The following is a 16,338-nucleotide window of genomic DNA, read 5'->3' on the forward strand; positions in this document are numbered from 1 at the left end:
GCTTAGAGGGTTGGTGCTGGCAAGAACATCAGCACCAACACGATGAACCACAGCAGGTTAAACACACCGGCGAAGGCGGAGGCCTTCGCCTTCGCCTTTTCAAAGTTCGCGGTGACGTCGGCCGGGTCTGCTTCGGCTGGCTCCAGCTCGCCAAGCGTGCCTACCATCTTGCGCTGGGTCGGGATGACTACGAAGAGCAACAGTGCCCAGGCGATAACCGCCAACACGATAGAGGTGTGCAGGAAGTAGTTCGTCTTGTACGCAGCCCAGTCACCGAAGAGGATTGCGACGCCGAGCAGCGGAACGAGGGAGGACGCGATGCCGTAGGTGCGCGAAATGCGGTACAGGATTGACGCTCGGCCGGCAGCAGCTGCGTCACCTGTGTGCGCCTCGGCGGCCTGGCGGGGGAACATCGAAGTGGACACAACGATTGGGCCCAGCAGCAGGATGGTCGCTGCGACGTGAAGGAAAGTTAACAGAGTAGTCATAGGCAACCACTGTACTTGATACGTCCACTATTACCTAGGTGAATTGGCAGTAGGGAACAACCCGATGCCTGCGAGGTGGGCGGCGACGCCCCGCCAGCCTTGGCAGGCGCGCCGCATGGTACGAAGGTCACTGGTGGTCACACGCAGCCCGTACATGTTTGCCACTCGGGCGAGTTGGCGTGCGTACGCGCATCGTTGCGGGACAGACGAAGGCATCCACTCACTCGGCAGCATGTCCGATTTTTGTTGGTTCGCCTCACGCGAGGTCACGATGAGGTTATGAGGGTCGTTCGCGAATCGCAGGCGTTGCTCATCGTTCCAGGCATGCGCGCCCATGTCCCAAGCCGCGGATAGCGGGAAAAGGTGGTCGAGCTCCACATCCCCTGGGCTGATTCGCTTGCGCGTATACGGATCGACGACGTCGACAGGTGCCCACTGTCGGTGCGGCACGCTGCAGTCTGGCTGCTCGAACGCGTAGGCCATAGCATGTTCCCGAGTCGTGCACCCAGTACCGTGGCGCTGCCAGCCAGGTCCGAAGTTGTCGCGTTTGTAGCCCACGATGGTGACGCGTTCGCGGGCGGTGGGGGCGTCGATACGCGAAAACCCCGTTGGAAACGGGTAATACGCGATGGTCAGGATTATAAGGAGAGTCAGGTACACACGCACGTCTAGTTAGACGCGCGCGAGCCTCCTTCGGTTCCCGTAGTTGCCTCGAGCGCCTCCTCGAACGTCGCGTCTGGGATAGAAAGCGCGAAGTCCGTCACGGCGAGCGCACGTGTGAACTCGTCCTCCACGCCCTGTTTTGGCTTCGTTAGCAACGAGACGATGACGAGCGCGATGGACGCGAACGCGATACCCGGAACGATTTCGTAAATGATCCCGGACAGTGTGTCGGAGGAGCCCCACACGAACACAGTGATCGCGCCGACGAGCATGCCTGCGATGGCGCCCGGCGCGGTGAGGCGGCGCCAGTAGAGCGACGCGATGACCACTGGGCCGAAGCTCGCACCAAAACCAGCCCAGGCGAAGGCGACGAGGCCCAGGATCGTATCCGATGGGTTGATTGCCAGCACCATCGCAATTGCGGCGACCAGCACCACCATCGTGCGCGAAAGGACCAGCAGAGCGGTCTGGCTTGGGCTCTGTTTCGCGACGGCGCGGTAGATATCCTCGATGAGCGCAGAGGACGTGATCAGTAGCTGGGAGGACATGGTGGACATGATTGCTGCGAGTACCGCGGTCAGGACAATGCCTGCGATCAGGGGATGGAAGAGGATGCGGGCGAGGTCCAGGAAGATGGTTTCGAAGCCGCTTTGGTCAGTGACACTGTGCGGTGTTTCGGCGAAAAAGACCGTCGATACGAGTGCGGTGAATACCGCACCAGCGAAGCAGATGGTGACCCAGCTGATCCCGGTCCGGCGTGCGCTGGACGCCTCAGCAGGGGAGCGCAGTGCCATGAAGCGGGTAACAATATGTGGCTGGCCCAGGTAGCCGAAGCCCCAAGCTAAGTTGCCGATGATGGTTGCTAACGAGACACCGGCGATCATGTTGAAGTAGTCAGGGTTTCCGTCTTCCCATGGGCCGTAGGCGTTGTGGGACGCAAACGAGAAGATGTCACCCGGGTTGTCGAGGGAGATCAGCGCCATCAATGGCACTGTGACCAGTGCTAGGAACATGAGGATGCCCTGCACGACGTCTGTGTAGCTGACCGCGAGGAAGCCACCGATGAACGTGTACAGCACCGTAATCGATCCCACGATCAACACTCCGGTGAGGTAGTCACCGTGGAAGGTGGACTCGAAGTAGCGGCCGCCCGAAACCATGCCGGAGGAGACGTAGAACGTGAAGAAGAAAATAATGATCACGGCCGCAACAAAGCGCAGGACGTGCGAGGAGTCTCGGGTGCGGTTCTCGAAGAAGGAAGGCAGGGTAATCGAGTTGTTCGATACCTCCGTATACGCCCGGAGGCGAGGGGCGACGAACTTCCAGTTTGCCCAGGAACCAACCAGGAGCCCGATGACGATCCAGAGCTCACTCATGCCGGAGACAAACAATGCGCCAGGCAGCCCCATGAGCAGCCACCCCGACATGTCTGACGCGCCGGCCGATAGGCCTGCCACGAACGGGTGCAGGCCACGGTCGCCGAGGACGTAGTCGTCGTACTTACTTGTCTGGATCCACGAATAGAACCCGATGGCAACCATGACTCCGAAGTACAACACGATGGCAAGGACAAGCCAGAAGCTATCGGCCATGTTTGCCTCCCTAAAGCAATAGAAAAGATAAGCGAGTAGAGTTTTAAAGATTACCGTTAAAACCGTAGTCGATGTAGCAAAATCAAGGATGGTATAAGGGTGGGCATGCCAAAATTCCTTCTTCACGGGCTGTGGCTGCCAGATTCTGGCCTGCAGGTCTGGGTCGAGCAGGTGGCGGGCCACAAGATCATCACTCTTGATGAAGTGCCGAAGGGGACCTTCCCCGAACCGGTCCATACGCTGCTGGAAGGGGTGAAGTTTCGCCACCGCGGCAAGGTGCTTCTGCGCACGCCGAAGGGGAAGCTCCTGCGGCTTCGGGTGCCGACGGCGGCATTCGCTCCCGATGAAGCCGTGCAGTTTCTTAAGGCAATGTCCTTCCTCATGAGCCCGGATGCTGAAGCGCCGGAGGGGCTCACTGAGCAGCAGCGAGCGTCGGTAGCCCCGGACCTTCTGTGGCTGATTCAGATGTTTCTTGGCCTGGAGCGGTTCGTGCGTGCGGGGAGAGTATCCATCCACGTGCCCTCCCAGGATTTTCAGTGGTACGCGCAGTGGCAGCTGGGCACCGGTGTTGAGGAACGCGGCTGGCTCGCAGACATGATTGCGGCCGCGCCGGGCGTGCTGACGGAAAACAACAGAAGGCTTGACGAGGACTGCTCGCGTACCTTTGTGCACTGGATCGCCTCTGCCCAGCTACGCAACTCCTCGATGCTGCGTGGCGAGCGCCCTTTCCCATGGCACGACTTTGTGCAGTCGCTGCTCAACGGGACGCCGTTGCGGCGAGGCTCGAGTGCACTCGCACGCCAGATGAGTCAGTGGAACGGATCGATTACTGCGACGAACTTCCAGCTGGTGTTTATTGTGGAGCAGCCCGCAGACCCAGATGAAGAGGTTGACGAGGCGCTCACGCAGTGGCCGATTCGGGTGAACGTGCGCTCCGGGGACGAGTCGCCCCGCCCTATCCGACTGTCGGAGTACGACGCCTACACCGTGCAGCAGTTGCACTCCGTGCTTCGCGACGCCATCAACGTTTCAGACCTGATCGATCCAGCAACGCACCGGCGCGCGACGACGACGCCGGGCTCCGCGCTCGACGGGGATTGGGACGTGTACCTGTCTGCAGAAGAGATTGTGCAGTTCGTAGAGACTGAAGTGAGCAAGCTACGACTCGCTAACTACGCGGTGATGCTGCCACGTGCCTGGACCACAGCGGAGACAACTTCAAAGCTGCATCTCTCGGAGGCGAAGAATCCGTACGACGCAACCGCGGTGACGAGGCTGGGCTTCGGCCAGCTGATCAATTACGACTGGCGTGTGAGCATCGGTGGCACTGAGCTGACAGACGATGAGATGCAACGACTCGTCGAGTCCAAGTCCGGTCTGATCAAACTGCGCGGTGAGTGGGTGCTTGCCGATACGCGCCACCTCGAGCGCACGAAGCGCTACATGGAAAAACTTCATGGGACCGCGCTTGCGCGTGCAAAGCGTGAAGCTGAAGAGGCACGGATGACGGCGCAGCTCGCAGCAGATGCGGGAGCAGACGATGCGGAGGCCCTTGCTGCTCGCGCAGATCAGCTTGAGGAGGAGTACCAAAAGCTCGAAGCCTCAGAAGAACACGGCGCGGTCACCGCCGCGGAGCTTCGCCAACTTGCGCTGGAGGGCGGGTCGGAGTCGCCGCTCGAATTCACCGGTTCCCGGTGGTTTACTTCCCTGGTTGGTGGGATGGACCGACCTGCGCCGGAGCGCGTCGACATCCCAACGACCGTGCACGCCGAGCTTCGTGAGTACCAACGCCGCGGCGTGGACTGGCTGTACTACATGTCGCGCAACCATCTAGGTGCGGTGCTTGCCGATGACATGGGACTCGGCAAGACGCTCCAGCTGCTCACGCTGCTTGCCGTCGAAGAGGAACGGGGGCAGCGCACCGGCCCAACTCTCGTCGTCGCGCCGACCTCAGTGGTAGGCAACTGGGCCCGTGAGGCGGCGAAGTTCGTCCCGCACCTCTCCGTATATGTCCACCACGGCAGCGCCAGATACAAGGCCGAGGAACTCCGGGATGCCATCAAGAAACATGACATCACCATTACTTCCTACGGGATTGCGTCGCGCGACGTCATCGACTTGTCTCTCATCGAATGGGATCATGTAGTGCTCGATGAGGCCCAGGCGATTAAGAATGCGGGGACGAGGGCGTCGAAAAGCGTGCGAGCGCTGCCAGCTCGCCACCGCATCGCGCTGACAGGCACCCCGATCGAAAACAAGCTCTCCGAGCTACGAAGCCTCCTCGACTTCGTGAACCCCGGCATCCTCGGCTCGCAGTCCTTCTTCCGAAACCACTTCGCCCGAGCAATTGAGTCGCGCCGGGACGAGGGCCTCGCCGACGAGATGGGGGAGCGGCTGCAGCGCCTTACCGCACCGTTCATCCTGCGCAGGCTGAAGACAGACACCGCGATCATTGACGACCTGCCGGACAAGGCTGAGCATGTACTGACAGTGGACATGACTGCGGAGCAAGCGGCGCTCTACACGGCACTCGTCGACCGCATGCAGCGCGAACTGCAGGAACGCAAGGGTATGGCGCGTAAAGGCCTGGTGCTTGCCACGATTACTCGCATCAAGCAGATCTGCAACCACCCGGCTCACTTCCTGGGCGATGGATCACCAGTACTTGCCGACGGCCACCACAGGTCCGGCAAGGTCGCCCGCCTTGTGGAGCTGCTCAATGAGGCAGTGCGAACCGACCAACGAGTGTTGATCTTTACCCAGTACAAAGCGTTTGGTGACATCCTGCAGCCATACCTGAGCGACTACCTCGGCGAGATCATTCCGTTCCTCCACGGTGGGGTAGGAAAGAGCGCGCGAGACGCAATGGTTGCGCGTTTCCAGGAGCCGAACGGGCCGCGCGCGATGCTGCTGAGCCTCAAAGCAGGTGGTACCGGACTCAACCTGACTGCTGCATCGATGGTGATCCACCTTGACCGCTGGTGGAATCCCGCCGTGGAAAACCAGGCGACGGACCGCGCGTTCCGCATTGGCCAGAAGAAAGACGTCACGGTGTACAAGATGATTACGCGCGGAACCATGGAGGAATCGATCCAAGACATCTTGGATGGCAAGATGCACCTGGCAGGTGCGGTGATTGGCGAGGGCGAAGGCTGGATTACGGAACTCGACGCTGACGATCTGGCACAGCTGATGAGCTACCGAGGAAACGGGGGCGAGCGCAACCTATGAGCACTCAGCGACCACGCGAAGACAACGTTATTTATGCAAACTTCGGCGCACGTCGGCGCTCCACGGAGCAGAAGCAGGCGAAGCAAGCTTCTGAGACTCGATCGCGGTACAAAGATGTGCCTGCGACGTGGAATACCGCAGGCCGCAGGATCTGGGAAGCAGTCGTGCGATACAGCGACGCCGGGCGTATCAAGCGAGGTATCGCGTACGCAAACGGCGGCCACGTTGCCGAGCTCTACCCGCGGCTTAGTGGGATCGATGCGGTTGTGACCGGTTCACAAATCGAGCCGTTTCACACCGTCATTGAGCTACCACGGCGCACCGCTGCTGACATCGGTGGCCTGCTGTCCGACATCGCGCACGACTCTGCGGCATTGATGAAAGCGCGCAATGGCGTCTATACCGATGAGGCGTTGGACACCTTGATCGCCAACGGTCCTGAGGAGTTTCGGCTGCACTGTAGCTGCCCCGACCCCGCCGTAGCCTGCAAACACATCGTCGCAGTGGGGTATCAGGCAGCACAGCGCATGAGCGAACACCACGAGTTCATTCTCCAACTCCGGGATAGTTCGATTGCGCGACTGACCGGCATGGCGCCACCGACTGTGCAGCACGAGGCAGCGCAGCCTGACGCGCCGGGCGAAGTCACGGTGTCTGCACCGCGCCCGCAGCCGGACTTTTGGGAAGGCGGCGCGTTACCTGATTTGCCTACCCCGAAAGTCGCTCCGATGATCGAAGATTCTGACATCACGATGTTGCACAAGGCGATGCAGACAATTTCCTTTACCAACATCGACCAGCTGCGGGCTGTCTCCGATATCGAAGATCTGTTCTATGCGTTGACTGAAACCGATGACTAATGTCCGAGCCGTTTGGTAGTAGTGAGTATGTGAACACGTTTCGATTTATCCACTCCTCTGACCTGCAGCTTGGCATGACTCGGAAGTTTCTGCGCTCCGAAGCCCAATCGAGGTTTGACGACGCCCGCTTGCGCGCCGTTGAACGCCTCGGCCAAGTAGCCACGGAGCATGATGCAGCCTGTATTGTGATCGCCGGCGATGTGTTTGAGCACAACGCGCTCGAACGTGAGACGCTTGGTCGAGCACTCGAGGTGCTGAAGCGCCTGCCAGTGCCGGTGTACTTGCTCCCGGGCAACCACGACCCGCTGGTGGCGGACTCTATTTTCCACGCCACCGATGACCTTGAGAATGTGCTCGTGCTCGATTCCTTCGATCCTGTAGAGGTCGTCCCTGGTGTTGAGCTTGTCGGCGCGCCTCTCAAAGCCCGATATGCCTCTGAGGACTTATGTGCTCGCGCCGTGCGCGACTTAGAACCGACCGATGAGATTCGCGTGCTTGTCGGCCACGGCCAAGTGGATGGCTACGGCAAAGAACAGGCGGAAGCGCTCATCGATCTGGATTTGCTGGAGGAGAAGCTGGCCTCGGGGGTGATCGATTACGTCGCGTTGGGGGATACGCACTCTACGCAGTCACTCGGCACGAGTGGGCGCGTGTGGTTCTCGGGCAGCCCGGAAACCACTGATTTCCACGACTTTGCTATCGGTGGCCCTGGTGGCGGCGGCGAGGTTGATTCCGGTAACACGCTCGTCGTCGAGATTACGAAGTCCTCCACGGAAGATTGCGTTGTAAACGTCGAACCGGTTGAGACGGGAGCGTGGACATTTGAGGCACTGGACTGGGAGGTCAGTGACGAAGGTGACGTCGAAAGGATAGTAGAGCAGCTTGAACGCTACGAGCACAAGGACCGCACTGTGGTGAAGTATTCCGTCCGCGGCACGCTTGGCCTTGCGGCGATGGCGACCTTTGAGCAGGCGATCGGGCGGCTTGAGCCGGTGTTCGCTGCGTTGTATGAGCGTGAACGGCTCATGAGCCTGCACCTGGCGCCCAGCGATGAAGAGCTCGAAAACCTTCCGCTGAGCGGGTACGCGGCCGAGGCGATGCGGGACCTGATTTCCCAGGCATCCGCGCATGATGAGGCTAAAGGCTCTGCGACAGCACGTGACGCTGTGAACCTTCTGTTCCGATTCTCCAAGGAAGTGAGCTAAATGCGCATCCATTCGATCACCATTGAAAACTTCCGTGGTATTCAGCGGCTAGAGCTTCGTGACTTGCCAGATACCGGAGTGATCGTGATCCATGGCAATAACGAAGCAGGCAAATCCACCATCCTTGACGCGCTGACGACAGTGCTCAACGAACGCCACACTGCCGGAGGCAAGAAGATTGGTGTGCTCACTCCGATCGGGAGAGACGTTTCGCCTGCGGTAAAGCTTGAGGCGACGGTTGGCGATTACAGCTTCACCATTGCCAAACAGTGGGGGAAGGGGAAGTACTCGGAGCTCAACATCACCAGACCGCAGCTGCGCCAGTACACCGGCCGCGAGGCTGACGACGAGCTTGCTCGGATCCTTGCGGAAAACCTTGACCAGGAGCTCGCCTCGACGCTCTTCCTGCGCCAGGGGCAGTTCGCAGCAGGGATCAGCGCAGCTGGTATCCCAAGCGTTGTTCGCACCCTTGACGGGGATGCCGGACTCAGTGCAGAGGAAGCTGCGTACGATGACACCGCGCTCATGCAGCGCATCAGCGACGAATACACAGCGTACTTCACACCCACAGGTCGCCCGCGTGGCGAATACGACAAGCTCCGGAAAGCAGCAGAAGAAGCGCAGCAACAGTACGAATCGCTGTTGCAGGAAAAGCGGAAGTTTGACAATGAAGTCGTAGAAGTTGAGCGCTTGCAGCAGCAAATGCAGCAGATCCAGGATGAGCTGCCGGAAGCACAGCGAGATCTTGAGTCCAGTCAAGCCGAGGCGAAGCGCGCCGAAGAGGTTGCCGCAAAACTTCAGGCTGAGCAAGCAGCTGTGAAATACGCAGAGCTCACGGCACAGCGCGCAGCGCAGGATGTGGAAAACAGGAAGAAGTTGGAGCAGCGCGTCGCTCTGTTGGGTGAGCAGCAGGCAGCGCTCGAGCAGGAGAAGGGCGCCGCCCAGCAAGCCAGTGATGAAGAGGAAGCTACCATTGCGACACTCACCGAAACCGTGGAGCGGCGTCAAGCTGCACTGACGAATGCACGCGAGGAGGCACGCCGTGCCAGCGCTCTGCGTGAGTACTCGCTGTGCCAACAGGAACTCGCAGATCTGCAGGCAGTGCTTGACCAGGTTGACGGTGCGCAAGCCGAGTATCAAAAACTCGTTGCTGAGGCCCCTAGTCGTCCCGTCACCGACGCCGATGTGACTCGGGTGGAAGAAGCTGCGAGTGAAGTAAAGGTACAGCGCACCATCCGTGCAGCCTCGACCGCGAAACTGACCGTGCATGCCGATGACGCCACCTTCGTGCACGACGACGCCCCCACACACGTCAAAGGCGAGCGCACTATCGAGCTTTTCGACGCCACCACCTTTGAATTCGGTGAGTTTCATCTGACCTACAGTGCTGGCGCCAGCGGCGCGAACCAGTACAGCGCGGTGGAAGATGCGGAGCGCGCGCTTGAGGAGCTACTCGCGGAGCTTGGTTGTGCTGACGTTGCGGAGGCGCGAGCGAAGCGCGATGAGCATCGGACGTTTGCTCAACGCGTGGAGGATGCCAAGCGACGCAGGGAAGACATCCTCGCAGGCAGAGACCTATCTGCGCTACAGGAACGCCACCTAAAGCTGCAGAAACTACACGCAGAGCACGCTGAGGCCTTGGGGGAAGGCGTAGCTTTAAAGGATCTCGATGCTGCTGAGCACGAGGCCGCTGCTGCAGAGGCTGCTTTACAGAATGCCCAGCATGACGCGGAAGTGGCGGTGGCTGCGCTGGAGCCGCACCGGGAGCGAAAGGCCCGCCAGGCACTGCTTGTGCTGGAGACCAAACTCGCAACGCACGAGGAAGCAGTACGTAACGCCGATGAAGAGTTGCGAACAGAGCAGGAACATACAACGTCGGAAGACTTGGGCGAGGCACAAGCAACTGCTGAGGCTGGACTGAGCGCTGCGCGCACAAAACTTGAAGAGGTCACCACGGCGGCAAACGAGGCCAACGTGGACATGGCACAGGCGCTGCTCGAAAGCGCGCAAACCCGCGTCGTGAACTTGCAAGACCGCTACAATGCCGCCGATAGGCGCGTTGCCGAGCTGAAAAGCTTTTTTGAAATGGCGACTGGTATTGCGGAAAAGGTCGACCGAGCCGAAGCGCTGTTGGACGCAGCTGAGTCTGAGTACCGCCGAACCACCCGCCGTGCTGAAGCAACCAAGCTCTTGTATGACACGCTACAGCGCTACCGTGAAGAGGCGAATGCACGCTATGCGGCGCCGTTCGCTGCTGCGCTGGAGGGCTACGCGGGGGCGCTGTTTGGCAGAGATGTGGAATTCGAGCTCGACGACCAACTGCAAATCACCCGCCGCAACGTTGCTGGTGTCTCTCTGCCGATCGAGGAGCTTTCTGGTGGCGCACAGGAGCAGCTCGCCTTGCTGACCCGTTTTGCCATTGCGGAGCTTGTCGCCCGTGATGGAACAGCACCGGTACCTGTGGTGATAGACGATGCACTCGGCGCGACAGACCCCCACCGGTTGCAACTGATGAACGCGCTGTTTAACAGGGTGGGCAAGCACGCTCAAGTGATTGTGCTGACGTGTTACCCCAACCGGTACGACGGCGTTGCCAGTAGCAACCGATACGAGATTGAGCAGCTAAAAACCAATTAATTAATGCTATGAAACTGTTTGGTTGATCTACTACAGTGGGGTGCATGTCTGACGCACCCCACTGGCTCAGCGATGCCGAGCAAGACCTGTGGCGGCTCATGCTTGCCACTGCGCGCAAAATTTCGCGCGCGCTCGACGACACACTCCAGGCAGACTCAAACTTGTCGACTTCGGAGTTCTCTGTGCTGGTCAGCCTTTCAGAAGTGGATGGGTACACGATGCGCTTGCGTGACTTATGCGGTGCACTGGAGTGGGACCGATCCCGAACATCGCACCAGGTCACCCGCATGGAGAAGCGCGGTTTGGTATCAAAGCAGAAGAGCCCGGGAGACGCCCGTGGCGTCTTGGTAGCGCTCACCGAGGACGGTCTACAGCGACTCGAGGCTGCAGCCCCGGGCCACGTTGAAAGCGTGCGACGCCTGGTGTTCGACCACCTTGATGACGCCGACATCCCAGCTTTGACCAGATTTTTTCAGGGTGTACTCGGTGCGCAAACCGGCCCTGGGCATAACAAGTAACGACTCTAGGAAAGCGAGGCGCCATGTCTTATCCGACGAACCAACCTCACTACCAACCGAACCCGGCACCGAAGCGGCTACAGCGTTCCATGGTGGACAAATACATCGGCGGGGTCTGTGGCGGCATCGCGGAGTACTTTGGACTCGACCCTGCGATTGTACGAATCGGCACGGTGTTGATTGGGCTCTGCACGGCGTTTGTGCCTTTGTTCATCCTGTATATAGTGGCCTGGATTGTGATTCCCCCGGAGTTTTAGCACGAAATTGCGTTCTGAAAGCGTAGGGGAGACGATTTCAGGTAAAATCAGTCAAAACCAACAAACCCCCGCTACCAGGAATTTCACCAGGTAGCGGGGGTTGAAAAATTGTGTCCCCGACAGGATTCGAACCTGCGACCTTCGGTACCGGAAACCGATGCTCTCATCCGCTGAGCTACGGAGACTCACTGCTTATTCACAAGCAATGACGCAATCTTAGCACCAGATATGCTGGGCACATAACTGGCCTAAGACTGCGGAAAGTAGCTGCTATTGGGCCTCCCAGTAGCCTGGTGCATCAGTGCGATCGGCCTTGCCGGTGCGCAGGTAGTTGATGACGGTGGCGTCGACAACTTTATTGCCGGTGCCGAAGTGCGCGTGGCCCGGGCCGTGAATCGTGACTACCTGGGTTCCCATTCTGCGGGCGAGTTGTCCGTGGCCTGAGTATGGCGTCTGGGGGTCACGGGTCGCGGACAGCTGCAATGGGCGAGTCTTTAATGCCGCCCCGTTGAGTGGCGCGATTCCGGTGACTGCGCCGGCGCCGTTGCAGTACCACCCTGAGCCGCGTGAAGCGTTGAAGAACGTAAACGGGTCTCCCGTGAGCTGTGACCATGCAAATGAGGGGAGCAGCGTTGGGTCGCCGGGGACAACGTTCTCATTGCACCACTGGGCAGCCTGCAGCTGCTCGACCGCCATCATCTGATCCACCGCCTGCTGAATCTCTTCCTTGGACGGCTGCTTCGATTCTTCAGCGGTCAGGGTGCCGTTTGTGGACCTTGCCAGGTAGTCCCACATCTTTGGGGTTGGAAGCATAGCGCGGGTCTCCTGCAGGAGCGGCGACTTAGCTTGTACAGCACCAGGGTTCAGCATGCGGCTGATGACGCCTTCACCTTCGACACGGGTTTTCCCGACTGCTGTCATGGCGTCCGCGCCAGCCTGTCCGGCGAACTCCAGGCCCGCTGGCAGATCGCCAACGCGTGCAGGCGGGGGAGTGACGGTGGGATTAGTTCCCGCTTGCGCGCTTACCTTGCGCGACCAGTACTGGTACGCCTTCAGGGGAGTGTTGCCCATGTGGTACTTGGCGTCGTTGAGTGCTACCCACGCGAAGTATTCGTTGAGCGCCTTCTCGTACGCTGCTTGTTGGTCGGCGGCAATGCCGTTCCAGGAACGGGTTGGATCCATTGCGGAGTCAAGCACAACCTTGTCGGTGTGCTGGGGGAATAGCGTCGCGTATACGGAACCAAGGTACGTGCCGTAGGAGACACCGAGGATGGAAATCTGCTGGTAGCCCAGCGCGCGTCGAACTTCCTCCCAATCGCGCGCGGTGTTCTCCGTGGTGATGGTTTCGGGGTAGCCAGGCTTGTCGCCTTGGCAGGCCGAACGGTTGAAACCTCCTGCGTTGAAGAGACTGTCAGCAGTGAGCTTGGCTATCTGGCCAGGATCGTTCACATCGGGAATTGCGCACTCAAGTGCAGTCGAGCCGGGCAGGCCACGGGGTTGCACACCGATGATGTCCCACTCGTTGTTGAGTTCTTTCGGGAAATCAAGAATGTTGCCGGCTGCGTAAGCGTAGGCGTCGCCACCTGGGCCACCGGGGTTGGTAAACAGTGCGCCTCGGCGCGCTTGGGTTTTCGCTGGGACTCGTACGAATCCAATTTGAATCTTTTTGCCGTTCGGCTGGTTGTAGCGCATGGGGACGTCGATGTGTCCGCACTGCGCTGTTGAATCTTTGACTTCTTTCGGGCATTTGGTCCACTGCACAGCCGGTGCTGGCTGCGCAGTAGCAGGCGTTACGACGGCCATGCCAAGCAGTCCGAGCGCCGCAATTACTGAAGCTGTGGTGCGCATTGCATTCCTTCCGTTGGGGTGCGAAAAGACAAATCCCTACCGATGCGCTGATCGGTAGGGAATGTCGACGGTGTGTTTCTACTTCACAACCATCACGATCAGGTCGCGGGGCCCGTGGACGCCCTCGACACGAACAAGCTCGATATCTGAGGTCGCTGAACCACCAGAAATCATGGTAGCGGGTTTTTCCGGATCGATGCGAGCGATCATTTCCGGCACGCCGTAGACCACTGACTCTGGACGGACGATGACCACATGGCGATCGGGGACGAGCGACAGCGCACGGCGTCCGCACAGCTCGCCAGCTTCAAGCACGATCGAGCCGGTCTGAGCTGACGTGACGTGCGAGTCGGTCACCGCGGCACCGATGGGACCGAGTTCCCGCGGGTCACTTGACGGATCGTCAGGGCGGGCACTCCCGTCGAACTTCTCGAACAGCGCGGCGTCAAGACCTGGTGCGTAGACAATGTCGGTTGCCTCGCGCTTCGCAAGAATGTCGGCGATGTCTGCGGCAAGGGTCTCCTCGGTTGTCTCTACAACCGTCGCTTTGTAGTCCAGGAGACGATCGATGAGAATCTCGCGCAACTGCTCGGGAGTGTGGTCGCTGGTGGTGCGGTACTCGCGCACTGGTTCGACGTGCTCTGGGGTATGGGAGAGCTTCTGTGCAGTGCGGATGCGGTCAAGAATCTCGCGCTTCGCGCTTTCATTTCGGGTGCTTGACATTGTTAGCCATCCTTCCTGACATTAGCTGGGATCCCTTCGCGACGAGCCTCAGCGAGGAGGTCCTTCGCCTCGTCCGTATTCCACCACTGGCGGAACGACTTCTTCGGTGGCACTGCCACGTCGCGGTAGTCAGTCCAGCCCGCAACGAAGCCTGGCATTGAAGAAATCTCACCCTTGAAACCGCCGAGTACGCGACCTAGTGAAACAACATGCATAGCAGCGTTCCACAGCGCAGGCTTGCCCCACAGTAGGGAAATAGCGCCGAAGGCTGTGGATTCCAGGAACGGCTTGTGCTCCTTTACCTTTTGGTGGCGAAGCTCAAGCAGGATGTCTGTGATCGGGATCTTCACTGGGCACACTTCGTTGCAGCGCCCACACAGGGAAGATGCGAACGGTAGCGACGCGTTCGGGTCCTCGGCAGACTCGATGCCGGTCAGCTGCGGCGTGATAATCGCGCCGATTGGGCCAGGGTATGTCGAGCCGTAGGAGTGACCACCAGCACGCTCGTAGACCGGGCACACGTTGAGGCATGCGGAGCAGCGAATGCACTTCAGTGCTTCGCGGCCGATCTCGTTCGACATCGCGTGGGTACGACCGTTGTCCAGGAGAACGATGTGGAAGTTCTGCGGGCCATCGCCCTCCGTCACACCTGACCACAGTGAGGTGTACGGGTTCATACGCTCGCCGGTGGAGGAGCGCGGGAGCAACTGCAAGAACGCGCCCAAGTCCTCGAACTTCGGCAGCAACTTCTCGATACCCATGACGGAGATCAGTGTCTCCGGCAGCGTCAGACACATGCGACCGTTGCCCTCGGATTCGACGATGGAGACCGTGCCGGTCTCAGTGATACCGAAGTTGACACCGGAGATAGCCACCTTGGCCTTCATGAACTGCTCGCGGAGGAAAATGCGAGAGGCTTCGGCCAACTCTGCCGGATTGTTCGTCAGCGAGTCGTCGGTGTTGGGCATCTTGTCCACGAAGATGTTTCGGATCTCTTCGCGGTTGCGGTGGATCGCTGGCACCAGGATGTGTGATGGGAAGTCTTCGCCGAGCTGAACGATGAGCTCCGCAAGGTCGGTTTCCTGTGCATGGATGCCGCGCTTTTCTAGCTCCTCGTTGAGCGCGATTTCCTGCGTCGCCATCGACTTAATCTTGACGACTTCAGTCTCGCCTGTCTCCTCAATGAGCGAAGCTATGATGTCGTTGGCTTCCTGGGCGTCGCGTGCCCAGTGAACGTGGCCACCGCGAGCGGTGACGTTGCGCTCGAACTCCTCGAGCAGCTCAGGCATGCGGGCCGCAACATCCTGCTTGATGGTGGAGCCAGCGGTGCGAAGCTCTTGCCAATCGTCGAGTTCGTCCACAACGTTTTGACGTTTTACGCGAATAGCCGTAGTCGCGTAGTTGAGGTTGCGACGCTTCGTAACGTTATCGAGCTCATGGTGTGCAGCCTGTCCGAAGCGCTCCGAGCCACGCAGGTGGCTCGGCCCGTGTGCCACTGGGGGCATCGTTGGTTTGCCGAGTGCAACTTTCACAGCATTTTCTCCTTCGAGTACGCAGCGGTCGTAGGCGTCCACGGGTGTTCCTTCGTGGATGCGAGGATCTCTGCAATGTGCAGGGCGCGGATGCCGTTGTGCTGGCGGCTCATCGCGCCAGCGATGTTCATCAAGCACGACGAGTCGCCGGCGGTGACAAACTCTGCCTTCGAGTCCTTAATGTGGCGCACCTTGTCGGAGACCATCGCAGCGGAAACCTCGGGCAGCTTTACCGAGAACGTGCCGCCGAATCCGCAGCACTCTTCGACGTTTGGCAGGTCCACAAGCTCGATGCCTTCGACGGCCTCTAGCAACTTGTAGGGGCGGTCGCCGACCTTCAGGAAGCGGCGAGAGTGACAAGACTCGTGGTAAGTCACCCTGTGTGGGAAGAACGCGCCGAGGTTGGTCACGCCAGCGACGTCCACAATGAACTCCGTGAGCTCGTAGGTTTTCTTCGCTGCCTGCGTAGCACCGTCGACAAGTGCTTTGTTGCCGTATCGTTCGGCGAGGCGTACGTGCTGTTCGCGAACTGCACCAGCGCACGAGCCGGAAGGGGCCACAACATAGTCGATGGATGGGTCAGCAAACGCATCGGCATATGTCTGAATGATTGGCACAGCTTGTTCCTGGTAGCCCGTGTTGACGTGCATCTGGCCACAGCAGGTTTGTCCCTCAGGGAAGACTACGTCGTAGCCCAGACGAGAGAGAACAAGTGCTGAGGCCTTGTGGACGTCAGGAAACAGGGCGTCACCGATACAAGTAGAAAACAGTGCTACTCGCAATG

General features: G+C 59.6%; 13 protein-coding genes and 1 tRNA gene. 6 read left to right on the top strand and 8 right to left on the bottom strand.

Annotated elements, in window-relative coordinates; translation table 11 throughout:
* Positions 1 to 2: 2 nt before the first annotated feature.
* The 3 genes from BJP06_RS07460 to putP are packed head-to-tail and all read right to left on the bottom strand — an operon-like array spanning position 3 to position 2,743.
* Positions 3 to 488: a DUF2269 domain-containing protein gene (locus tag BJP06_RS07460; RefSeq protein WP_071573377.1), complete on the bottom strand. Its 486-nt coding sequence runs from the start codon at positions 486 to 488 to the stop codon at positions 3 to 5.
* A 30-nt stretch (positions 489 to 518) separates the two neighbouring features.
* Complete coding sequence (locus tag BJP06_RS07465) at positions 519 to 1,148, bottom strand: HNH endonuclease family protein (protein WP_255365813.1); 630 nt, start codon at positions 1,146 to 1,148, stop codon at positions 519 to 521.
* Positions 1,149 to 1,156: 8 nt separating this feature from the next.
* The gene (gene putP, locus BJP06_RS07470) at positions 1,157 to 2,743 is read right to left on the bottom strand and encodes a sodium/proline symporter PutP (RefSeq protein ID WP_071573379.1); all 1,587 of its coding nucleotides are present in this window, start codon (positions 2,741 to 2,743) and stop codon (positions 1,157 to 1,159) included.
* A gap of 105 nt (positions 2,744 to 2,848) precedes the next feature.
* Here putP and BJP06_RS07475 point away from each other — a divergent pair, with 105 nt between their 5' ends.
* From BJP06_RS07475 to BJP06_RS07500, 6 genes are read left to right on the top strand one after another with little or no spacing between them, the layout of a single operon-like run.
* Positions 2,849 to 5,974: a DEAD/DEAH box helicase gene (locus tag BJP06_RS07475; protein ID WP_071573442.1), complete on the top strand. Its 3,126-nt coding sequence runs from the start codon at positions 2,849 to 2,851 to the stop codon at positions 5,972 to 5,974.
* Positions 5,971 to 6,834, top strand: coding sequence for a hypothetical protein (locus BJP06_RS07480; RefSeq protein ID WP_071573380.1), 864 nt, complete (start codon positions 5,971 to 5,973; stop codon positions 6,832 to 6,834). Before BJP06_RS07475 ends, BJP06_RS07480 begins: the two co-directional genes overlap by 4 nt.
* The gene (locus BJP06_RS07485; protein ID WP_071573381.1) at positions 6,834 to 8,039 is read left to right on the top strand and encodes a DNA repair exonuclease; all 1,206 of its coding nucleotides are present in this window, start codon (positions 6,834 to 6,836) and stop codon (positions 8,037 to 8,039) included. Before BJP06_RS07480 ends, BJP06_RS07485 begins: the two co-directional genes overlap by 1 nt.
* Positions 8,040 to 10,676 (top strand): AAA family ATPase, encoded by a 2,637-nt coding sequence (locus BJP06_RS07490; protein WP_071573382.1) that lies wholly within the window; start codon positions 8,040 to 8,042, stop codon positions 10,674 to 10,676.
* Between the two features lie 44 nt (positions 10,677 to 10,720).
* On the top strand, positions 10,721 to 11,194 hold the full coding sequence (locus tag BJP06_RS07495; RefSeq protein WP_070362647.1) for a MarR family winged helix-turn-helix transcriptional regulator: 474 nt from the start codon (positions 10,721 to 10,723) through the stop codon (positions 11,192 to 11,194).
* Between the two features lie 23 nt (positions 11,195 to 11,217).
* A complete protein-coding gene (locus BJP06_RS07500) occupies positions 11,218 to 11,451 on the top strand; it encodes a PspC domain-containing protein (RefSeq protein ID WP_070362646.1) in 234 nt (77 codons plus the stop codon).
* A 111-nt stretch (positions 11,452 to 11,562) separates the two neighbouring features.
* On the opposite strand, the gene BJP06_RS07505 is transcribed toward BJP06_RS07500, so the two are convergent.
* The 5 genes from BJP06_RS07505 to BJP06_RS07525 form a co-directional block, all read right to left on the bottom strand.
* Positions 11,563 to 11,636: transfer RNA gene (locus BJP06_RS07505), tRNA-Arg, on the bottom strand.
* Positions 11,637 to 11,721: 85 nt separating this feature from the next.
* Positions 11,722 to 13,299 carry an alpha/beta fold hydrolase gene (locus BJP06_RS07510; protein WP_070479492.1) on the bottom strand — a complete coding sequence of 526 codons (1,578 nt, stop codon included), beginning with the start codon at positions 13,297 to 13,299 and terminating at the stop codon, positions 11,722 to 11,724.
* A 78-nt stretch (positions 13,300 to 13,377) separates the two neighbouring features.
* Positions 13,378 to 14,022 (bottom strand): LUD domain-containing protein, encoded by a 645-nt coding sequence (locus BJP06_RS07515; RefSeq protein ID WP_071573383.1) that lies wholly within the window; start codon positions 14,020 to 14,022, stop codon positions 13,378 to 13,380.
* Positions 14,023 to 14,024: 2 nt separating this feature from the next.
* Positions 14,025 to 15,554, bottom strand: coding sequence for a lactate utilization protein B (locus tag BJP06_RS07520; RefSeq protein WP_071573384.1), 1,530 nt, complete (start codon positions 15,552 to 15,554; stop codon positions 14,025 to 14,027).
* Positions 15,551 to 16,336 carry a (Fe-S)-binding protein gene (locus tag BJP06_RS07525; protein WP_071573385.1) on the bottom strand — a complete coding sequence of 262 codons (786 nt, stop codon included), beginning with the start codon at positions 16,334 to 16,336 and terminating at the stop codon, positions 15,551 to 15,553. Before BJP06_RS07525 ends, BJP06_RS07520 begins: the two co-directional genes overlap by 4 nt.
* Between the last annotated feature and the right edge of the window lie 2 nt (positions 16,337 to 16,338).

This window comes from Corynebacterium sp. NML120713, assembly GCF_001875735.1.
GTDB lineage: Bacteria > Actinomycetota > Actinomycetes > Mycobacteriales > Mycobacteriaceae > Corynebacterium > Corynebacterium pseudogenitalium.